Source organism: Gallibacterium trehalosifermentans (assembly GCF_042433055.1).
Taxonomy (GTDB): domain Bacteria; phylum Pseudomonadota; class Gammaproteobacteria; order Enterobacterales; family Pasteurellaceae; genus Gallibacterium; species Gallibacterium trehalosifermentans.
Map to the genome: position 1 here is coordinate 1 of NZ_JBHLWB010000003.1, position 20,447 is coordinate 20,447.

The 20,447-nt window shown below is 35.7% G+C and carries 17 protein-coding genes and 2 tRNA genes; 9 read left to right on the forward strand and 10 right to left on the reverse strand.

Annotated elements, in window-relative coordinates; all coding sequences use genetic code 11:
• Nucleotides 1–577: 577 nt before the first annotated feature.
• Nucleotides 578–1,186, forward strand: a complete 609-nt coding sequence (locus ACFFHK_RS03290) for a hypothetical protein (protein ID WP_382369333.1) — start codon at nt 578–580, stop codon at nt 1,184–1,186.
• Between the two features lie 103 nt (nt 1,187–1,289).
• On the opposite strand, the gene ACFFHK_RS03295 is transcribed toward ACFFHK_RS03290, so the two are convergent.
• On the reverse strand, nt 1,290–1,631 hold the full coding sequence (locus tag ACFFHK_RS03295; protein ID WP_382369336.1) for a YggL family protein: 342 nt from the start codon (nt 1,629–1,631) through the stop codon (nt 1,290–1,292).
• A gap of 18 nt (nt 1,632–1,649) precedes the next feature.
• A complete protein-coding gene (gene trmB, locus ACFFHK_RS03300; RefSeq protein WP_382369339.1) occupies nt 1,650–2,405 on the reverse strand; it encodes a tRNA (guanosine(46)-N7)-methyltransferase TrmB in 756 nt (251 codons plus the stop codon).
• A 135-nt stretch (nt 2,406–2,540) separates the two neighbouring features.
• On the opposite strand from trmB, the gene mutY reads away from it, so the two are divergent.
• The 7 genes from mutY (at nt 2,541) to purB (ending at nt 7,525) form a co-directional block, all read left to right on the forward strand.
• Nucleotides 2,541–3,656 (forward strand): A/G-specific adenine glycosylase, encoded by a 1,116-nt coding sequence (gene mutY, locus ACFFHK_RS03305; protein ID WP_382369342.1) that lies wholly within the window; start codon nt 2,541–2,543, stop codon nt 3,654–3,656.
• A 22-nt stretch (nt 3,657–3,678) separates the two neighbouring features.
• The gene (locus ACFFHK_RS03310; protein ID WP_382369345.1) at nt 3,679–3,951 is read left to right on the forward strand and encodes an oxidative damage protection protein; all 273 of its coding nucleotides are present in this window, start codon (nt 3,679–3,681) and stop codon (nt 3,949–3,951) included.
• A 13-nt stretch (nt 3,952–3,964) separates the two neighbouring features.
• Nucleotides 3,965–5,047 (forward strand): membrane-bound lytic murein transglycosylase MltC, encoded by a 1,083-nt coding sequence (mltC, locus tag ACFFHK_RS03315; RefSeq protein WP_382369931.1) that lies wholly within the window; start codon nt 3,965–3,967, stop codon nt 5,045–5,047.
• A gap of 145 nt (nt 5,048–5,192) precedes the next feature.
• Nucleotides 5,193–5,268 (forward strand) — tRNA-Phe (locus ACFFHK_RS03320).
• A gap of 4 nt (nt 5,269–5,272) precedes the next feature.
• Nucleotides 5,273–5,348: transfer RNA gene (locus ACFFHK_RS03325), tRNA-Asn, on the forward strand.
• 164 nt (nt 5,349–5,512) lie between these two features.
• Nucleotides 5,513–6,142, forward strand: a complete 630-nt coding sequence (gene hflD / locus ACFFHK_RS03330; RefSeq protein WP_382369348.1) for a high frequency lysogenization protein HflD — start codon at nt 5,513–5,515, stop codon at nt 6,140–6,142.
• 15 nt (nt 6,143–6,157) lie between these two features.
• Nucleotides 6,158–7,525 carry an adenylosuccinate lyase gene (gene purB / locus ACFFHK_RS03335; protein ID WP_382369351.1) on the forward strand — a complete coding sequence of 456 codons (1,368 nt, stop codon included), beginning with the start codon at nt 6,158–6,160 and terminating at the stop codon, nt 7,523–7,525.
• Between the two features lie 102 nt (nt 7,526–7,627).
• Here the strand turns inward: purB and ACFFHK_RS03340 are convergent, their stop codons facing one another.
• The 8 genes from ACFFHK_RS03340 to ACFFHK_RS03375 are packed head-to-tail and all read right to left on the reverse strand — an operon-like array spanning nt 7,628 to nt 18,814.
• On the reverse strand, nt 7,628–10,327 hold the full coding sequence (locus ACFFHK_RS03340) for a DEAD/DEAH box helicase family protein (RefSeq protein ID WP_382369354.1): 2,700 nt from the start codon (nt 10,325–10,327) through the stop codon (nt 7,628–7,630).
• On the reverse strand, nt 10,320–11,375 hold the full coding sequence (locus tag ACFFHK_RS03345; RefSeq protein WP_382369357.1) for a PDDEXK nuclease domain-containing protein: 1,056 nt from the start codon (nt 11,373–11,375) through the stop codon (nt 10,320–10,322). Before ACFFHK_RS03345 ends, ACFFHK_RS03340 begins: the two co-directional genes overlap by 8 nt.
• Nucleotides 11,376–11,377: 2 nt before the next feature.
• Nucleotides 11,378–13,045: a site-specific DNA-methyltransferase gene (locus ACFFHK_RS03350; protein ID WP_382369360.1), complete on the reverse strand. Its 1,668-nt coding sequence runs from the start codon at nt 13,043–13,045 to the stop codon at nt 11,378–11,380.
• A 19-nt stretch (nt 13,046–13,064) separates the two neighbouring features.
• Nucleotides 13,065–14,363, reverse strand: a complete 1,299-nt coding sequence (locus tag ACFFHK_RS03355) for an AIPR family protein (RefSeq protein WP_382369363.1) — start codon at nt 14,361–14,363, stop codon at nt 13,065–13,067.
• Nucleotides 14,364–14,404: 41 nt separating this feature from the next.
• The gene (locus tag ACFFHK_RS03360; protein ID WP_382369366.1) at nt 14,405–14,806 is read right to left on the reverse strand and encodes a hypothetical protein; all 402 of its coding nucleotides are present in this window, start codon (nt 14,804–14,806) and stop codon (nt 14,405–14,407) included.
• Nucleotides 14,806–17,688 carry an SNF2-related protein gene (locus tag ACFFHK_RS03365; protein ID WP_382369369.1) on the reverse strand — a complete coding sequence of 961 codons (2,883 nt, stop codon included), beginning with the start codon at nt 17,686–17,688 and terminating at the stop codon, nt 14,806–14,808. The genes ACFFHK_RS03360 and ACFFHK_RS03365 overlap by 1 nt, the downstream gene beginning before the upstream one ends.
• Before the next feature lie 60 nt (nt 17,689–17,748).
• Complete coding sequence (gene yihA, locus ACFFHK_RS03370; RefSeq protein WP_382369933.1) at nt 17,749–18,324, reverse strand: ribosome biogenesis GTP-binding protein YihA/YsxC; 576 nt, start codon at nt 18,322–18,324, stop codon at nt 17,749–17,751.
• A gap of 52 nt (nt 18,325–18,376) precedes the next feature.
• Entirely contained in the window at nt 18,377–18,814 is a 438-nt protein-coding gene (locus ACFFHK_RS03375) for a DUF805 domain-containing protein (RefSeq protein ID WP_382369373.1), read from the reverse strand.
• Nucleotides 18,815–19,064: 250 nt separating this feature from the next.
• On the opposite strand from ACFFHK_RS03375, the gene eno reads away from it, so the two are divergent.
• The gene (eno, locus tag ACFFHK_RS03380) at nt 19,065–20,366 is read left to right on the forward strand and encodes a phosphopyruvate hydratase (protein ID WP_382369376.1); all 1,302 of its coding nucleotides are present in this window, start codon (nt 19,065–19,067) and stop codon (nt 20,364–20,366) included.
• The last annotated feature ends 81 nt before the right edge of the window (nt 20,367–20,447 follow it).

Consider the following 20,447-nt stretch of genomic DNA (forward strand, 5'->3'; position numbering starts at 1 on the left):
TGTGAGAGTAGGACACTGCCAGGTTTTTGAATTAGAGAGAGCCTCCGTAGCGATACGGAGGTTTTTTGTTTTTTTGGGGGAGAGTAGGAAAGAACGCTAACAAGAAGTTAGCGTTTTTTTTACGACAAATATAAAATCTAATGTGTTACATCAAATCTAGCCCTAGACAGCGATTCCCTCTCCCTCTCTTTCCACACACAACTCCAATAAGAAAAAGCGAGAGAAAACAAACGAAAAAGCGGAGAAACGTTCAAACGTCCTAAAGTGATAATGGAGCTATACCGATTTTTTATCATCATTGACAGGTAGAAGAGCGAGAAGTGAAGAAGAAAGGAAAAGAAAGTCATGTTGTTTGTTGAGATGGATTTAGTCTATTATCTTAAGCCTAGTTATCAACTAAATAGGTATCCCATGTATAAGGTAAAAAAATTTGGGTAGATATAGTAAGCATTATCCAGCTATGCTTCGTTCAGGTTTATGTTTAGTGATGATATTGGTTATTACTAGAAATAACTGACACAATTAGACATATAGTGGTTAATGTCAATATAATTTCTAACTGGATTAATGTGTATATATGAATGATGAAATGAATATTTCAGCAAACTTTGTTGCTAAAGTGATGAAGTCTTTATTGTTCACTTTTATAATTTTTGTACTCGGGTTGTGTAGTCATATTGTTTATGATGTATCAAGATCTGTCTTGCCAGGGAAAGTGTTTCCAGTTCCACTTAAAGCCAATGGCGCCACTTATGAATTTGAGTATATTCCCCCAAATGCTAGTTTAAGAAGACAAACTCTATTTCTATATATAGATAAACAAGATTATCTCTTATGGAGAAAGAAATTAAAATTAGGAGATGAAGATTTTAGTATAGGGTATGTTTTTACTATTCAAATGACAATTTATCATAAAAATAAAAAAGTCTTTGAAAATACCTATTCTTATAAAAATACTTATAACTCTCCAAGTGTCTTTCTTAATGATAAACCAATTAATATTCAAGGATTTACTGCTTTTAATGTGAAATATCCTTATCCTAATAATTATTTTAAATTTAAATCAGGAGAAAAATATAAGATTGTATTTAAAGATTTATCTACTGATCCAGAAATCAAACATTTAAGAATCTATTTAGGTCTAGATGGTGCTGGCGAGGGTAGCGTTTATAAAGTTAAGCCATAAATTTGCAGGAGAATTGCATCAGAAATATATTAAAAAAGCTTAAAACCTTATAACAAAAGGCTTTAAGCTATTTTTGAGAAACATACACTGGTATTTCTAGGACTTATTTAGTAACTGGAAAATCCCACCAAATATCAAATAGTTCGCTAATTTCAATTTGAGAGAGTCCATTTTGTTCTAACCAAGTTTTGACTAATTGACGGTGAGAATCATCACATTTCCCAAGTTTTTCTAAACAAACTAAGCCTTCCCAGTGTAAATAACCACTTCCTTCATAGGCGAGTCCGTTAGGTTTGATGACTTCATCAATAAAACGATCAACAACTTGATCGATCTCACTTACAGGCGTATTTTCTGCAAATTGCCAATTCACCAGAAAACCTAATTCTTGGAATTCAGCAATGTGCATTTTTTTACGTTGTCTGCGATTGCGTTGATATGCCATAGTATCCTCCTTTTTGGATTATTGATTTTTAATAAAATAGAGATCCCACACGCCATGCCCTAGACGCTGCCCACGCTGCTCAAATTTGGTTAATGGGCGAGAATCTGGACGTGGGATAAAGTCATTTGTAATAGAAGTATTGGATAGATTTGATTGAGATCTTAATACTTCTAGCATATGTTCAGCATAATTTTCCCAATCTGTTGCCATATGGATAAAGCCATTAGGTGTTAATTTTTGCATAATTAATTCAATAAAAGGCGTTTGTACGATACGTCTTTTATGATGTTTTGCTTTTTGCCATGGATCTGGGAAAAAGAGTTGTAAACCTGCTAAAGAATTGTCAGAAATATTATCTTGTAGAATTTCGATGGCATCATGACAAATAACACGTAAGTTATTCACTTTCTGTTCTAGTGCAGTAGCAATACACGCGCCAACACCTGGAGTATGAACTTCAATACCTAAATAATTATATTGAGGATTTTGCTTTGCCATTGTAACTAATGATTGCCCCATACCAAAGCCAATCTCTAATATTACGGGGTGGGTATTACCAAAAATTTTTGCAAAATCAAAAGGTTGTTGTTGATGTTCTAAGCCAAAGAATGCCCAATTATCATTCATTGCACGTTTTTGGGCTTCGCTTAGTCGTCCAGTTCTTAACACGAAACTTCGCACTTTACGCATATAGCGCCCGTCTTCGGTAAATTCTGGGGTATTCACTGTTTTTCGCTTTTGCTCAGCAATATTATGTAAAGAATCTTGTTGCATGGAAAAATATATAAATAGTCGGTTCTACAATAAAAACGGCGGGTATTTTACCTGATAATTGACGGTTTTTGTGATGTTTTCATCAAATTCCTTGTGATACACTCGCACAATTTAATCGAGTTGTGAGAGAAATTTATGTGGATTGCAGAATCAACGCCACAAGCTCCCTTTGCTACTGCAGTTTTATCTTGGTATGCGAAATATGGGCGGAAAACATTACCTTGGCAGATAAATAAATCTTTGTATGGGGTGTGGTTGTCAGAAATTATGTTGCAGCAAACACAAGTAGCAACTGTTATTCCCTATTTTGAGCGTTTTATGCAACATTTCCCGACGGTTGTAGCCTTGGCAGATGCGTCTATTGATGAAGTTTTACATTTATGGACTGGGTTAGGCTATTATGCAAGAGCTAGAAATTTACATCGAGCCGCGCAAATTATCCGTGATCAATATCAGGGAGCCTTTCCGACAGAGTTTTCTCAAGTATTCGCATTGCCTGGTGTGGGATTAAGTACGGCTGGTGCAATTTTGTCTTCTTGTTTAGATGCGCCTTATCCTATATTAGATGGTAATGTGAAACGTGTTTTAACGCGTTATTTTGCGATTGAGGGCTGGCCTGGTGAGAAAACAGTAGAAACAATTTTGTGGCAAAAAAGTGCGATGGTAACGCCGCAATCTCAAGTTACTGCGTTTAATCAAGCCATGATGGATTTAGGTGCTTTAGTTTGTACAAGAAGTAAGCCAAAATGTAACTTGTGCCCGCTGGCAAGGGATTGTATCGCTTATCGTGATAATAGTTGGAGTGCATACCCAAGCAAGAAACCTAAGAAAACATTACCTGAACGAGAAAGCTATTTTTTATTGTTAGTTGAGCGGTCTAGAGTATTATTACAACAGAGACCAGCAGAGGGATTGTGGGGAGGGTTGTACTGTTTTCCGCAATTTGAAACGAAAGAAAAATTAGAGCACTTTTTACAACAACATCACTATCAAATTAGTGAAGAATTGCCTATTTTCCGTCATACGTTTAGCCATTTTCATTTAGATATTCACCCAGTTGTGGTAATGAATACACCGCAAGAAAGGGGATTGCAAAAAAATGTTGCGGAAAGTTGTGCAGAATATAAACAGAGAGTACAAAACGAACGTGAATATTGGTATGATCTAGCGGATTTTTCGCCGCCAAAAATTGGCTTAGCAACGCCAGTCAAAAATTTGTTGTTACAGTTAGCGGCAAATATAACAAAATAACAAATGATACAAGGATAATAGTATGGCAAGAACCGTTTTTTGTGCGTATTTAAAGCAAGAAGCAGAAGGGTTGGATTTTCAACTTTACCCAGGTGAACTCGGTAAACGTATTTTTGATTCAATCAGTAAACAAGCTTGGTCTGAATGGTTAAAAAAACAGACTATGCTCGTCAATGAAAAAAAATTAAATATGATGAATCCTGAACATCGCAAATTATTAGAACAAGAGATGGTGAATTTCTTATTTGAAGGTAAAGATATTCATATCGAAGGTTATGTTCCTCCTTCAAAGTAATAATTATATGAAAATAAAAAAATATTTTATTGCCACTGCATTAGCACTCTTATTAGTCGGGTGTGGCTCTACATCTCCTAATCGAGATGATATTGATTACGATGATGCCTTTGCAAAGGATACGCGTGCGTTAGATATTCTAACAGGGCAGTTTTCACATAATATTGACCGTATTTGGGGCGTTAATGAACTGCTGGTCGCTAGTCGTAAAGATTATGTGAAATATACGGATAAATATTACACTCGTAGCCATGTAAGTTTTGATGAGGGTGTGATAACGATTGAAACCCAGACAAGTTTGGCACGTTTGAAAAATGCGATAGTACATACTTTGTTAATGGGATCTGATGCAAATGGTATCGACCTTTTTGCTGATGGCGATGTGCCAATTAGTTCTCGTCCATTCTTATTAGGGCAGGTATTAGATCATCAAGGCGCACAAATTCCAGATATTGCAGTTGCTTCTGCCTTTGCCGATTATTTAGTGAACAATAAGTTGCAGAGTCGCCGTTTAAGTAATGGGCATGTTGTACAATTTGTTGTGATCCAAATGATTGCAAATCACGTTGCTATTCGTGCACAAAAATATATTCCATTTATTCGTAAAGCAGCACGTCATTATAATATTGATGAAAGTTTGATTCTTGGTATTATGCAAACGGAATCCAGTTTCAACCCGTATGCGATTAGTTATGCCAATGCGATGGGATTAATGCAGGTTGTTCCGCATACTGCTGGGCGAGATGTTTTTCAAATGAAAGGCAAAAGTGGCGTGCCATCGAAGAAATATTTATTTGATCCATATAAGAATATTGATGCTGGGGTTTCTTATCTATGGTTATTACAAAATAAATATTTAGCGGGAATAACCGATCCTACTTCACGTCGTTTTGCAGTGATTTCAGCGTATAATAGTGGTGCAGGCGCTGTATTACGTGTTTTTGATGAAGATAAAGAGATTGCAGTAAATAAAATTAATCGCTTATTACCTGAGCAGGTGTATCGTATTTTAACAACAAAACACCCATCAGCGCAGGCGAGAAATTACCTGCTCAAGGTTGATAAAGCACAGAAAAGTTATCGAGTCATTCGTTAATTCTGCTAGTTTTAGTGGTGATTTAGTATTAATTTTATCCGTTTTGGATAGAAAAACGGCTAACGTATGAAAAAAAGAAATTTTTTTCAAAATAGTGGTTGACTTGAAAGCCAAAAAAACGTTTAATACGCACCACTAAGACGTTGCCCAGATAGCTCAGTCGGTAGAGCAGGGGATTGAAAATCCCCGTGTCGGTGGTTCGATTCCGCCTCTGGGCACCACTCTTCCTCCTTAGTTCAGTCGGTAGAACGGTGGACTGTTAATCCATATGTCGCTGGTTCAAGTCCAGCAGGAGGAGCCAAATTCTAGAAGGCTGTTACAATTAATGTTGTAACAGCCTTTAATTTTTTCTACCAAGTGGTCAGAAGATAGCTTTTAAAAAGAGCAGAACGGTGTTATATTTTTGCACCTATTTTGTCATCATTTTAGTATCAATAACTTAGCACAAATAAGGTCTTTCTCTTTATGGACGATTATGCGAATTTAGCGATTGCACTAGCAGGTGTTTGTCAATCCGCAAAGTTAGTTCAACAATTAGCACATCAAGGCACTGTCGCAGAACAAGATCTCTCTTCTACCTTAGAAAGTCTTTTAGTTATCCAAGCAGACAAAACCGTTGATATTTATGGTGGCACATTGGCTAATCTAAAATTAGGGCTAGCAACGTTATTAGAACAGCTTAATGGGCAAAATGGTCGATTAGATGCTGAATTGAGTCGTTATTGGCTAAGCCTCTTGGCATTGGAAAGTAAATTAAACAATAATGCAGAGAAAAAACAACAATTAGTCGATAGAATCCAATATTTACCAGCACAGTTAGAGTTTCATAATGACTTGTTGGATAACTCAATGTTGGCTGTGTTAGCTGGTATTTATGTTGATATTATTAGCCCATTAGGTGCTAAAATTCAGGTAAAAGGTGTGCCGTTATATTTACAGCAGCCTGATATTCAAAATCGTATTCGAGCTTGCTTATTAGCGGGTATTCGTTCTGCGGTATTATGGCGTCAGTTAGGTGGTTCAAAGTGGAAATTACTCTTTTTCCGCAGAAAACTAATCCAAGCGGCGCAACAACTGTATTCTTCCCTTAAATAGACGGAGTGATTCTTCATGCAACTTAATGCGTTAACAGCACTTTCCCCGCTTGATGGTCGTTATCAAAATAAAACAGATGCATTACGTCCAATTTTTAGTGAATTTGGCTTATTGCGTTTTCGGGTAACGGTCGAAGTGCGTTGGTTACAAAAACTGGCAGAAGCGCCAGCCATTACAGAAATCCCCCTTTTATCAAAAAAAGCAATCGATTACCTAAACGATATTATTGCGAATTTTGATGTACAAGATGCACAGCGAATTAAAGAGATTGAAGCAACAACTAACCACGATGTTAAGGCAGTTGAATATTTCTTAAAAGAGAAGTGTCTGGCGCTTCCAGAGCTGGCTGCAATTAGTGAATTTATTCACTTTGCTTGCACCTCAGAAGATATTAATAATCTTTCACACGCACTGATGTTAAAAACGGCAAGAGAAGAGGTTATTTTGCCAGAATGGAAAAAGATTATTACTGAAATTAGCCGTTTAGCCGAAACCTATAAAACGATCCCATTACTTTCTCGTACTCACGGGCAACCTGCTTCGCCAACAACAGTTGGTAAAGAAATGGTGAATGTAGCTTATCGTTTACAGCGTCAATATCAACAACTACAACGTGTAGAAATTCTCGGTAAAATTAATGGTGCTGTGGGTAACTACAATGCACATTTATCCGCTTATCCTGATATTGATTGGCATCTATTTAGCCAACAATTTGTGCAAGATTTAGGAATTGATTGGAATCCATACACCACTCAAATTGAACCGCATGATTATATTGCTGAGTTTTTTGATTGTGTAATGCGTTTTAACACTATTATTATCGATTTTGACCGTGATATTTGGGGTTATATTGCCTTAAATCATTTCAAACAAAAAACTATTGCGGGTGAAATTGGTTCATCTACCATGCCACATAAAGTGAATCCGATTGATTTTGAAAATTCAGAGGGGAACTTAGGCGTAGCGAACGCATTGATGAGTCATTTGGCGCAAAAATTACCAATTTCTCGTTGGCAACGTGATTTAACTGATTCAACTGTATTACGTAATTTAGGTGTTGGCTTAGGATATAGCTTAATTGCTTATGCTGCGACTTTAAAAGGTATCAGTAAATTAGAAGTGAACGAGGCTCATTTACTGGCGGAATTAGATCAGAACTGGGAAGTGCTTGCTGAACCAATTCAAACCGTAATGCGCCGTTATGGTATCGAAAAACCGTATGAAAAATTAAAAGAATTAACGCGTGGTAAGCGTGTTGATCAGCAAACGATGCAACAATTTATTGATGGTTTAGCGATTCCAGAAGAGGAAAAAGCACGCTTAAAAGCATTAACACCAGCTAATTATATTGGCGCAGCAATTCAGTTAGTAGATGCGTTTTGATTAGGTAAGTTAATCTGACCTTGAAAAATGGCATAGTTCAGCAAAATATCAACGTTTTTGTCTACTATGCCAATAAGTAACACTCACCAAGGGAGGAGGTACTTATTTTCCATTGATATATAGATCAAAATCCTCCAACCTTTTATCTTCTGTAACTTGATCGTGTGAAATAATCAAATATTTCCAAGGCTTACTATTTGTTTTTTGTGCATATTCTGCTGCATACTCACACCAAGTTCTTGCTGCATTGGCTTTTGCTTGTACCTCCGGATTATCCAAATCCGTTCTTGCTTTTGTTTCAATCATTAAAAGAGAATCTTTTGTTTCCACAACAAAATCAGGAACATATTCTTTCTGCTCTGCATTAATTTGATAATAAATATGAAATTGTCCTTTGTTAGGTTTAAACCATTTTTGTGCATCTCTTTCTAAAATCACTGCAAAACGACGTTCAGTATCTGAATCAAATTTTTGTAGAGGGTATAAACATTTTTTAAATCCACCAAATAAAATTTGTCGAATACGCCCAATATTAGTGATAGTTTCACGCACAGAATAGATTTTTTCATTTGCCGATGAGGTGTAATTACAAGGTCTTAATGTTGTAAATCCTTGACTTACTTTTACTTCGTATGATGTAGCAGATTCCCAGAAATGTGCCATCATTTGTGAATGAATTTCTCTAGCAATCAAGCGACGATTTATATCTAATACATTTAACAGTTCTTCTTCACTTAAATAGCTTTGAAAATGTGTAACCACTTGTTTTGCTAAATCATAGAGAAAATCGGCTTGCGCAAAATAGTCAATATCTTCATAATCTAACAAGGCAAATACAATATAATCTTCAGGTCGTTTTTCGATTAACCCCAATTCTGTAGCTAAACTACTTTGTTCATTCGTCTGTAAATTGTGGATGGTTATTTCACGCTTACTAGGCTGTAGATGTAAAGATGAAACATCTAAGGTAAACGGATGAAAACCTGTTTTGATATCTCCTGCAGGTACAACTACAATTCTTGGAATATCAATAGATTGTTCTACAATGAATTGTGTTGTTTTGCTAACAACTGCTGCAATATCAATCTCTTCAGGTAATAATTCACCTTGTATAGAAGGTAAGTTTTGGTGTACTTGTGACATTATTTTTTCTTGAATGTCAGGCTGTAATAATGTTTTAATCGTTTGAACTTCTATTGGTTTCTTTTCATATTGTGCAGCAACTTCTAACACAACTTGAGCAATTTGTTTTTCTCTGTCTGAATTAAATGTAATGAGTTTTTTAGTATTTTCATTAGTTAGTGAAATGTCTGTAGCGAGAGATTCTACTGAATCTTGAGCAGTTAAATAATGTTCAAGATTACTCTTCACTTGTACACTCACTTTTTCTTCATCGTCATTAGGAGTTTCTAAAATCACTTGTTTTAATTTCAGGATAGAATCGCCTTTATTGGCTTCATCAATAATTTCTTGGAATTTATCGTGTGCGATAATGTTTAATCGATCAACAGGTTCCACACCTGTACGCTTGCCATAAGGCAAACGCAACCCACGTCCAATACTTTGCTCAATCAACGTCCGTGCATTAGCTGCTCGTAATGGCACAATAGTATAAAGATTGGTCACGTCCCAACCTTCTTTAAGCATATTGACGTGAATCACGATTTCGGTCGGCTCATCTCTACTTTCAACCGCTAATAGCCGAGTGATCATTTCTTCTTCATCTTTGCCACTTTTACTAGAGTCCACCTGAATGACTTTACCTTTGTAGCGACCATTGAAAAATGTTTCTGATTCTATTAAATCTAATAAATTCGCTGCATGTGTGGTATCTCGAGCAATGACCAACATAAATGGCTTAACAATTTCTACATTATTCTCACGTGCATAAGTTGTTAGTTCTACTTTTACATTTTCGTGTACTCGTATGCCATCTTGTAATTTGATGGTTTCTATTTCTTCTATTGTATGATTTTGGGCGTTAAAGTTACGCTGTGTTACCACGGCTGGCATTTTGACAAAACCATCTTCCATTGCTCGGGCTAATGGATAATCAATTACTACATTTTTAAAGGGAATAGGAGCTTTGCTGGATTCTACAAAAGGTGTTGCCGTTAATTCCAATCCAAGTAATGGATTAAGTTCATTAATAGACCTCATCCCTGCTGCTGCCCGATAACGATGTGATTCATCCATCAGCAAAACTAAATCGGGTAAATTAGCAAGATAATTAAAATAACTTTCCCCCAATACCTCACGCATTCTTTTAATTTTGGGTTCTTTACCACCACGCACTTCAGAATTGATTTTCGAGATATTAAAAATATTAATTCTTACCTCGCCAAATAACTCTCCCCCATAAATATTTTGTTGCTCATAATTCTCTCCAGTAATGACTCTAGGAGGATTAATGGCAAGCTCAGAAATGCCTCTAAATACATATTTAGTAGTATTCGGCGAAAAATCAGCAATCAATTTATTGTAAATCGTTAAATTTGGCGCCAACACAAAGAAATTATTGATGCCATACGCTAGATGCAAATAACTGATAAATGCTCCCATCAAACGAGTTTTACCTACCCCTGTTGCCAAGGCAAAGCATAACGATGGAAACTCACGCTCAAAATCCGTTAAGGTTGAAAACTCAGCTTTTAGTTTTTCTAGAATAACCGTAATATCTCTTTGTTTGGATAATATTTCAGGTGCCGTTTCCAATGCTGTAACCAATTTATCCAGTGATTCCATTTGTGGTGGTCGTAACGATAAACGTCCATTAATATAGTGTTGTGTTCGGTTATTCACGGTTTTCTCCTGCAAAATTATATCCTTGTTCCCAAAGTGTAAGTTCATTTTCTAACTCTTCTACACTGGGTAATTTTGTTTCTAATGTTTCCGGTAGAGTCCGCACCAATTCATATTCAGCGATACCGATAGGTTTATCCATACCGGATAATGCATATTCTGCGACTAATTGATTTTTAGCCCGGCATAACAATATACCTATAGTTGGGTTGTCATCTGCTGCCTTTAACTGAGCATCTACTGTGGATAAATAAAAATTGAGCTGCCCTGCATCTTCAGGTTTAAATGCTGTTGCTTTTAATTCAATAACAACATAGCACTTTAAGCGAGTATGATAGAACGATAAATCAATAAAAAACTCATCTCCAGCAACTTCTAAGCGAAATTGTCGCCCCACAAAAGCAAACCCTTTACCCAACTCCAATAAAAATTGGCTAATATGTTGAATCAAAGCTGTTTCAATATCTCGCTCTTGAGCTGCTTCCTCTAATCCTAAAAAATCAAAAAAGTAAGGATCTTTTAAATTTTCTTGTGCCAATTTAGCCTGTACGGTAGGTAATCGCTGCTGAAAATTGGTTACTGCTTTGCCTTGACGCTCATATAATTGATTTTTAATTTGTACTTCCAGTGTTGTTCTACTCCAAGCTTCTTCAATAGCTTTTTGTATATAAAATTGTTGGGTAGAATGATCTTTAATCCGTGTCATGATCAATACATTATGCCACCACGGTAATTGTGCAGCAGTCTGCTGCACAATTTGCTCATCAGGAAAAAACTCGGCAAAAGCCCGCATATATTTTAAATTTCTTGTCGAAAAACCTTTCATTTCGGGAAAAGCTTCTCGTAAGTCTCTTCCAAAACGTTCAATAACCTTACTACCCCATCCCTGAGCATTTTGTTGTTGCAAAATTTCTCTGCCAATAGTCCAATACAACATAATTAATTCGGCATTGACAGCCAGTGCAGCACGTTGTCTAGCAGTACTAACTTTAGATTTAATAGTTTGTAGCCATGCTTGATAATTTTCTTGATGACTGATTTCTTGCATAACTATTCCGCATCATCAAACAAGCTTTGCTGGCTAACAGGCTTCTGGCTGTCTGAAGCCTGATCAACATGCTCAGATTCCGATTCTGCCATCGGTAAATTGGAGACATTTAAACTATAATCATCATGCCCCCATTCACATCGTGCCAAAATCATTTTGGGAATTTTCTTTAAAGTCAGATTTGGCCATCTTTCCATAGCTTTTGCAGCAGTAATACCACGCCACGCCGAACAACAAATTAACAAACTACGTTTTTCACCCACTTCATCAGACAGTAATTGTAATTGTTCGGCAGATAAACTTTGCGTAGTAACATAAATAAAGTCATTTTCAGTAGAAAATCCGTGTTGCCACCACAAAATTTCAGACGGTTGATAGGTAAAACCTTCTAGTTTAGCTAAGGCTTCCGCCAACATTTCCACATTATATTCAGGATTAATAATTGGATTACCCCAATGGTCATTGACAATCAAACTCGGTGCCAAACGATAATAACGAAAACCGCCACCGCCTTGCCAATTTACCGCTTTACTAATACCGCCTTGATCGGTGCCATCAATCACTTTTTGTAAGCGTGGAATAATATGCGTATGGCAATGCTCACCTAACTCCACCATAATCCAACGCCGTCCCATTTTATGGGCAACCGCACCTGTGGTACCTGAACCAGCAAAAGAGTCGAGAACAAGATCGCCTTTATTTGTTGCTAAATGAATAATGCGTTCTAATAACTTCTCTGGTTTTGGGGTATCAAAAACATCATCAGCGTTAAATTGTTTGACTTCTTTTTTAGCATCTTGGTTATGCCCGACTTCTTGGTAAGTCCATAAAGTCATTGGAGTAACACCATCTTTAACTTCTGCTAAAAATCGTTTAATACGTGGAACTCCAGTCCCTTTAGAACCAAACCATATTCTGTTGTCTAATAAAAATTCCTCATATCTTTCTTTAGTTAACAACCAGCATCTCCCTTTAGGGGGTAAAACTTTTCTGCCACAGGGAGTTGTTATTTCGTAAACCTTACTATCAACAACTGGTCCTACCGAAAAATTATCAGATTGCCAAGGTCCTCTAGGGTCATTATCTGGATTTTTATATGGCGAATTTGCATCTTCACTCCTAGGAAGTTTATTTAATTCAAGCCCTATAGAATTTTTTGCATATACTAATATTGCATCATGACTTCTAGACAAGGTTTTTTTTAAATTAATGGGGGCATAGGCTCTTTGCCAAATAACTTCATCAATAAAGTTTCCTCTACCAAAAATTTCATCACACAAAACTTTTAAATAATGACTTTCATCAGCATCAATAGAAATCCAAATTGAACCATTATTAGCTAATAAATTTTTAAGGATTTCTAGACGATCTCGCATTAATCCTAGCCAAATAGAATGCTCCAAGCCATCATCATAATGTTCGAAAACATTACCTGTGTTGTACGGTGGATCAATATAAATACACTTTACCTTACCTGTAAACTCTTGTTCCAGTGCTTTTAAAGCCAACAAGTTATCACCAAAAATTAAGCGGTTATCAAAAATATCATTTTCTGACCGCACTTTGGCATGATACGATTTTTTGGCATCTTCCAACAGGATTCGTGCTTCTAACTTAGGACGTTTTTCCTTACCTATCCAAGTCAGTTCAAGTTTTTGTTTTTTGGTCATCACTACTACACCTTAAAATTTATTTACCTGAATTTAATTGTCTCATCAGTCTATCTTTAATCGTTTTGCAATCTGTTTGATTTTCAAAAATAGCCTGAGCAGATTTTCCCCACAGTTCATTCTGTATAATATTCACCAAATTCTGGCATACCTTATCAATTGAAACAGATAAGTTTTGTTTTTCTTCTTGACTAATAAAAAAACTATTGCCGTATTGTAGTTTATGCTTGATAAAAACAATATGAATAATCAACCAAATCCCTTGATTTAAAATATCTTTTGCTTGCAAATTAACATTTGCATCAAATGGTTCACCATTGGCACGATCCTTCACTACTTTGGCAATAAACCTACCGATTTGTACAATTCGCCATATTTCCTTAGCCGTCCTTGAATCAGGAAATAATTTTTGATAGGCATCTTTCATTTTTTCACGATGAGACGTTAAGCCAATTTGTCTAAATAATCTTTTTTTATCAGACTTAGCCGCTATAACATATTGTTGCCAATCATTTCCTGTTACCGTACACGCTAAAAGTGGAACTAGCTCCCTAATGTTAAAGCAAGTATCAGAATTAGGTGGATCATCATTACCTTGTTTGATTAAATAAGTAACTCCAGCCATATTTAATGTATCTTTTAATTTAACTTGATTATCATCCAAAGATGCAAAATCTTCTAAATCAACAGCATTTTGTCTATTTCTAGCTTGAGTTACTTCAATAGAGAAATTATCTGGTGTACCATTTAAAGATAAAAAAGTAGCAAAAACCCAAGTAGGATGCTCTTGATAATATGTAGAAGATTTATTACCAATTACACCGACAGTTTGGGCTCCATTAATGATAGATAAGCCTTGAACTTTAAATTTTCCTTTCTGTCGATTGGAATCTCTTGGGTACACTTCACTGATTGAACCACATAAAAATGTAATACCATTATTAAAATAGAAAAAGTGTTCTGGATGATCATCTAATGTTTTTGCTAAACTTTGATTAACGGATGTTTCTCCCTTAAATCTACGTATATTTTTTTCAACAAGTAAATGTTTATGTTGACTCCATAGTTCTAATAATTTTTCTGCATTTATTTGTCCATAATAAGCTTTATAGGGTTTCTGTATATGTCCAAAATTTATCAATTCAATTTCATTATCAATTGACTCATTAGCTGAACAAGCGGTGTGGATTTCGTGTAAAGTACTTAATCCATAAGCATAACAACGTATAGATTCAGGTGATGAATCATTAAAAGCCTGTTCTATATCAGTAAAAATATTTCTTCTATCATCTGAAATAGCTGTTCCTGAATATGCCAAAATAGCTTTAACTCTACATACACCACTATCTATAGCTTCTCTTATCTGACTTTCTTTTTCCCTAAGGAGTTATTAAATCTCTCTACTTTTCCATGAAGTAAATCAATAATACCATCACGGAACTTAGAAACATCTCCTAATTCTGGCTCTCCAGTACCGCTAGCAATATATTTTGACTGAATCAACCAAATGACATGACTACTATCAACAAAAACTGAGTCAATTCCATGATCCTGCCCTCCATCAATACTGGCAGCAATTGCATCGTCTATGCTTACTAATGCCTCTTCGTGTAATACGAAAGCAGCAATAGCTTTTGATAAAAAATTGCTTTTTCTAGCTTCTTCATCTTTACCGCTCGCATTAATCTTATCCCAATAGTCTTGCTCTAATTTTTGACATAATAGATCTAACTCTAGTGGTATAATTCTTTCTCTTGCCATCACACCATCTCCCATTCAATCAAAAACATTTCTTTTTGTTCCACCTTTGAAGTCAGACTACTCTCCAATTCCTCAATCAACTGGTTACGCTTCACATCAATTTCATCCTGTCTATCAAACAATTCTCGGCGTTGTTTGTTACGCTTACCTTCCAATTCTCGTTGCTTTTTCTGCCACATCAACTTTTCTTCCAGTGTTGTAGCAGATGCTGCTGTACGGCGAACTTCCTTAATTTCACGATCTGTTTCTTTAATTGCTTGCTCTAAAGCATTTTTTAAATCATCAGCCCAATCATCTAACTTTTGAACTTCTTGTTCAAAATAAGACAAATTACGAGCTTTGGAGGCTTGCAATAAGGACTGATACCGCTGAGTAATATCTTTTTCTAAAATCGATTCGTCAAAATGTTCATCAAGATCACCAACAATAATTGCAGGTAATTGCAATAATTTCTCCGGATCATCATCAACGAGAATCTCACCATTCTTGGTTATCGCAGATAATAAACAATATTCCTCAGTTCTACCCAATGCCTCAATAGTAACAAGTAAAAACTTCAGATACCCACCTTGACCTCGATAAGGTTCTAAGGTACTGATTTGTTTACCATAAGCTTGGTAATCCAATCGAATTTTTTGATTAGGACAAATGCGATTTTTGGCTTGTTCTAGAATAGCTTGTGCTAAAGGGTGATTTACCCGATATAAATAGGCATCTCCATTTTGGCGAGGTAATTCATAACGCCCTATCGGAGCAATATTAGACCAATATTCAGGTAAGCTTAGTACATTAAAGCCTGCAGTATCAAATTGTGCATACTGTCCTAATTCACTTTGAGTAATATCTAAAAGAATTTTTTCATATTTATTGCGAATAATTTGGCTGTTTTCAGCATAGATCTTTAATCGTTCTGCTACACTTTCATCAAAATTTTCTAATAAAGTTTGACGAGTTTTGGTCATTGCTTGATTGATTTCATCAGATAGCTCTTGTTGCAAATATGCAAATGCCTGTTGAATTTCTTCAGGTTGACGACAATCACGATAGATTTCTGCAATACGACGTTCAATATCTACACCTGAACCAATCGCACCTAATACTTCATCACTCGCTCCAAATACGCCTTCAAAAAGTTGAAATTTTTCTGCTAACAGCTCATAAACTCGAGCATCAGCTTCATTATTTCTATCAACAAAATTGACAACCACCACATCATGTTTTTGCCCATAGCGGTGACAACGTCCTATCCGTTGTTCTATACGCTGTGGATTCCATGGTAAGTCATAATTGATAACCAAAGAACAAAACTGTAAGTTAATACCCTCTGCACCTGCTTCAGTCGCAATCATAATCGTTGCACGATCTTTAAAATATTCTACTAAAGCTGCTCGGGTATCTGCTGTTTTTGAACCTGTAATTTTGTCTGTGCCTTCATGTTGGCATAACCATTCTTTATAAATTTTTTGAGCTTGTAGATCGCTATTTGTACCATTAAATAGAACAATTCCCTCGCCATTTTCACCTGCATAATGGGTATCAGCAAGACGTTGTTGTAGGTACTCTTGTGTGCGTTTGGATTCTGTAAAAATGATAGCTTTTTTTGCTGCACCTAAACGTTCTAATTCTGCAAAAGCTCTATCTAATGCTGTTAATAAAGCATCACCTTTTGCATCATTGCGGATGTTTTCGGCTAAGTTTTTGAATTGTTTTAACTCATTGATTTCATCAACAATAGCTTGATACTCTTGTTGTGATATTTGAGGCTCATTATCAACTTCATCTGACCATTCTTCTGCTGTTTCATCTAAACTTTCGTAATCTTGATCTAATGACTCTACTAAATCCTCTTCATCTATTTCAGATAACTGATTTTGTAAACGTTTACTTAAAGTATCTAATGCTCCAGCAATAGCTCGACTACTGGAGGCTAATAATTTCCATAATACTAAGGAAATAAGCTGTCGCTGTCCCGCTGGCAATGCTTTGGCATTATCACGTCTTAGATATTCAGAAACCAATTCAGATAATCGCTTTTCATCTTGGGAAGGAGTGAATTCTTGTACAATTGCACGTCGTGCAGTATAAGCTACATAAGGTTGAACTTGTCTTCGCAAAGTCCGCTTACAAATTGACTGTAATCGATGACGTAAATTTTGCAAATTTTTTTCATTTGCTTTTATCGTAAATAGATCTCGAAAGCTATCTAAATCACCAAAAACACGCTCATCAATAATACTGACTAAACCATATAATTCTAATAAAGAGTTTTGTAGAGGTGTTGCTGTTAATAAAACTTTAGCATGGACATGACTTAATGCTTCTTGTAGAGCTTTCGCTATCACATTAGATTTTTTATATACATTACGTAAACGATGTGCTTCATCTAAAATCACTAGATCCCATTGTATTTGCTTAAGTTCTTTAGCTTTAGCTTTTGCAAATTGATAAGAACAAATTACCGGGATATTCTGAGAAAAAGGTGTTTCCCCTTGTTTTTGTAATGTATTAAAAATTTTGCTTTCTAAAATTATGCTTTGAAGACCAAATTTTTCCTGTAATTCTTGATACCATTGTTTACGTAAATTGGCTGGAACAATAATTAAAATTTTACGTTTACGTTCTGCCCAACGTTGTAATATAACTAAACCGGCTTCAATTGTTTTTCCTAACCCTACCTCATCTGCTAAAATTACTCCTTTAGATAAAGGATTTCGACAAGCAAATAAAGCAGCATCTACTTGGTGTGGGTTTAAATCAACCTGAGAATCAACAAGAGTCATCGCTAATGAATCGATACTCGATTGGTCTGCTTGGCGTGTTAATAACCAAGCATAATACTGGGTTTGATGCGGAATTAAAAAAGTTTTTTTAGTATTATTCATAAAGATTACATATGTTATTAGATCATTAATACAAAATTTATAATATATTAACTGCTATTATTAGCCCTTACTAGTTACCCCAAACCACCCATCTAACTTCTGGGCGAGTTTATCAACCCCAAATTTTTTTAGCGAAGAGAAAGTTTCAACTTGAATATCACCTTGGAAAGGTAGGATTGCCTCTCTTACCATTTTGAGCTGTTTGCTGCGTTCACTTTGGCTTAATTTATCGGCTTTAGTGAGGAGTAGTAAGATAGGTAAGTTAGCACTAACAGCCCATTCAATCATTTGTTGGTCGAGATCTTTTAGGGGGTGGCGGATATCCATTAAAATGACTACACCGCCTAAGCATTCACGTTTTTGTAAGTATTCACCAAGCGATTTTTGCCATTGTAATTTTAATTTTTCAGGTACGGCAGCATAGCCATAACCTGGTAAATCAACAATTTTGCAGTTTTCACTGACTTCAAAGAGGTTAATTAATTGAGTCCGCCCTGGTGTTTTTGAGGTTTTTGCTAAGTTTTTTTGATTAGCTAAGGTGTTTAATGCTGTAGATTTTCCCGCATTAGAACGCCCAGCAAACGCAATTTCCACACCAGCATCAGCGGGTAATTGCGAAATATTTGCGGCACTCATTAAAAAATGGGTTTTGTGATAATTTAATTTGAATTCAATATTTGACACAAGATTATCCTTTTTTGAAAGTAATGGTTTCGCCTTTTATGCCGTAACGGTTTTCAGTGTTCTGCCCAATAAATACGCCCCATTCCATTAATAACATTGCTAAGATAAAAATTGGAAAATAGCGTCCTAGAATTAGTTGCATTGTCCCTTGACTATAAGGCGCAATCAGTACACAGCATAATGGTACGAGTAAAATAGTAATTGCTTTACCTGATCGACCACGATCATGTAAGCGTTTAATAATAATCACCAGCCAGCAATAACCAACAAAAATTAATGGTATAACAGCAAGCAATGCGGTAGTGGTTTGTTGAAATAATGAACGAATTGGAAAAAGATTGGCAATAATAAATAGCAGGGTTGCACATAATCCTGTTCCGATCCAAAAACCTTGACGGTTTAATCTCCCTTTAAGAGAAAAAAGTGCTTGTGTAATGTACATAAATCAGATTTTTTGATGAAAAAAGTGTCTTTTTTGCAAATTTGCCATTATACAGGGAATAGGTGGAAAAAGTGAAAAGTTTGCTACATTTTATGTGTCGTTAAAAGTTTATTTTAAAGGGAGTAAAAAATCTTAATTGTGATCAAGTTCACATCATTTTTTACAAGACAAAAATTAAAAATCGTTTTAATATTAGCACCGTTTTTTGATTTCTATCTTTGAAAATTAACTTAAATATGAGGAAAAACAAATGGCAAAAATCGTTAAAGTTCTTGGCCGTGAAATTATCGACTCTCGTGGTAACCCAACTGTAGAAGCAGAAGTTCACTTAGAAGGTGGTTTCGTTGGTTTAGCAGCTGCTCCATCTGGTGCATCAACAGGTTCTCGTGAAGCATTAGAATTACGTGATGGTGATAAAGCACGCTTCTTAGGTAAAGGGGTATTAAAAGCTGTTTCTAACATCAATGACATCATTGCACCAGCATTATTAGGTAAAGATGCGGCACAACAAGCTGAAATCGACCAAATCATGATCGATTTAGATGGTACTGATAATAAATCTAAATTAGGTGCTAACGCAATTCTTGCCGTTTCTCTTGCGAATGCAAAAGCAGCAGCTGCTTCTAAAGCATTACCACTTTATGCATGGATTGCAGAATTGAACGGTACTCCAGGTCAATATTCAATGCCATTACCAATGATGAATATTATCAATGGTGGTGAGCACGCAGATAACAACGTTGATATCCAAGAATTTATGATTCAACCAGTTGGTGCAAAAACGTTACGTGAAGCATTACGTATTGGTGCAGAAGTATTCCACAACTTAGCGAAAGTATTAAAATCAAAAGGTTTAAATACTGCAGTTGGTGATGAAGGTGGTTTCGCACCTAACTTAGCTTCTAACGCTGAAGCATTAGCGTGCATTAAAGAAGCTGTAGAAAAAGCAGGTTATGTATTAGGTAAAGATGTTACTTTAGCAATGGACTGTGCATCATCTGAATTCTATAACAAAGAAACTGGTATGTATGAAATGAAAGGTGAAGGTAAATCATTCACTTCTAAAGAATTTACTCACTACCTTGAAAAACTTTGTGAAGAATATCCAATTAAATCTATCGAAGATGGTCAAGATGAATCAGATTGGGAAGGTTTCAAATATCAAACTGAAGTACTTGGTGGTAAAATCCAACTTGTTGGTGATGACTTATTCGTAACTAATACTAAGATCCTTAAAGAAGGTATCGAAAAAGGTATCGCTAACTCAATCTTAATCAAATTTAACCAAATTGGTTCATTAACTGAAACTTTAGCAGCAATTAAAATGGCTAAAGATGCAGGTTATACCGCAGTAATTTCTCACCGTTCTGGTGAAACTGAAGATGCAACTATTGCTGATTTAGCAGTTGGTACAGCAGCAGGTCAAATCAAAACTGGTTCTATGAGCCGTTCAGATCGTGTGGCGAAATATAACCAATTAATCCGTATTGAAGAAGCTTTAGGAGATAAAGCGCCATTCTTAGGTTTAAAAGCGGTAAAAGGTCAAGCTTAATTAACGATTAAGAACATTAGGCTAAGATAAAAAACTGCACCATAGTGTGCAGTTTTTTTATTACTTATTTTCAATATAAAA

Excerpts from the sequence above, each read along its gene's own strand:
- ACFFHK_RS03295 (WP_382369336.1), bottom strand. The coding sequence starts at position 1,631 with ATGGCATATCAACGCAATCGCAGACAACGTAAAAAAATGCACATTGCT.
- ACFFHK_RS03365 (WP_382369369.1), bottom strand. The coding sequence starts at position 17,688 with ATGAATAATACTAAAAAAACTTTTTTAATTCCGCATCAAACCCAGTAT.
- ACFFHK_RS03345 (WP_382369357.1), bottom strand. The coding sequence starts at position 11,375 with ATGCAAGAAATCAGTCATCAAGAAAATTATCAAGCATGGCTACAAACT.
- trmB (WP_382369339.1), bottom strand. The coding sequence starts at position 2,405 with ATGCAACAAGATTCTTTACATAATATTGCTGAGCAAAAGCGAAAAACA.
- ACFFHK_RS03310 (WP_382369345.1), top strand. The coding sequence starts at position 3,679 with ATGGCAAGAACCGTTTTTTGTGCGTATTTAAAGCAAGAAGCAGAAGGG.
- purB (WP_382369351.1), top strand. The coding sequence starts at position 6,158 with ATGCAACTTAATGCGTTAACAGCACTTTCCCCGCTTGATGGTCGTTAT.
- yihA (WP_382369933.1), bottom strand. The coding sequence starts at position 18,324 with ATGAGTGCCGCAAATATTTCGCAATTACCCGCTGATGCTGGTGTGGAA.
- hflD (WP_382369348.1), top strand. The coding sequence starts at position 5,513 with ATGGACGATTATGCGAATTTAGCGATTGCACTAGCAGGTGTTTGTCAA.
- eno (WP_382369376.1), top strand. The coding sequence starts at position 19,065 with ATGGCAAAAATCGTTAAAGTTCTTGGCCGTGAAATTATCGACTCTCGT.
- ACFFHK_RS03360 (WP_382369366.1), bottom strand. The coding sequence starts at position 14,806 with ATGGCAAGAGAAAGAATTATACCACTAGAGTTAGATCTATTATGTCAA.
- ACFFHK_RS03290 (WP_382369333.1), top strand. The coding sequence starts at position 578 with ATGAATGATGAAATGAATATTTCAGCAAACTTTGTTGCTAAAGTGATG.
- ACFFHK_RS03350 (WP_382369360.1), bottom strand. The coding sequence starts at position 13,045 with ATGACCAAAAAACAAAAACTTGAACTGACTTGGATAGGTAAGGAAAAA.
- mutY (WP_382369342.1), top strand. The coding sequence starts at position 2,541 with ATGTGGATTGCAGAATCAACGCCACAAGCTCCCTTTGCTACTGCAGTT.
- ACFFHK_RS03375 (WP_382369373.1), bottom strand. The coding sequence starts at position 18,814 with ATGTACATTACACAAGCACTTTTTTCTCTTAAAGGGAGATTAAACCGT.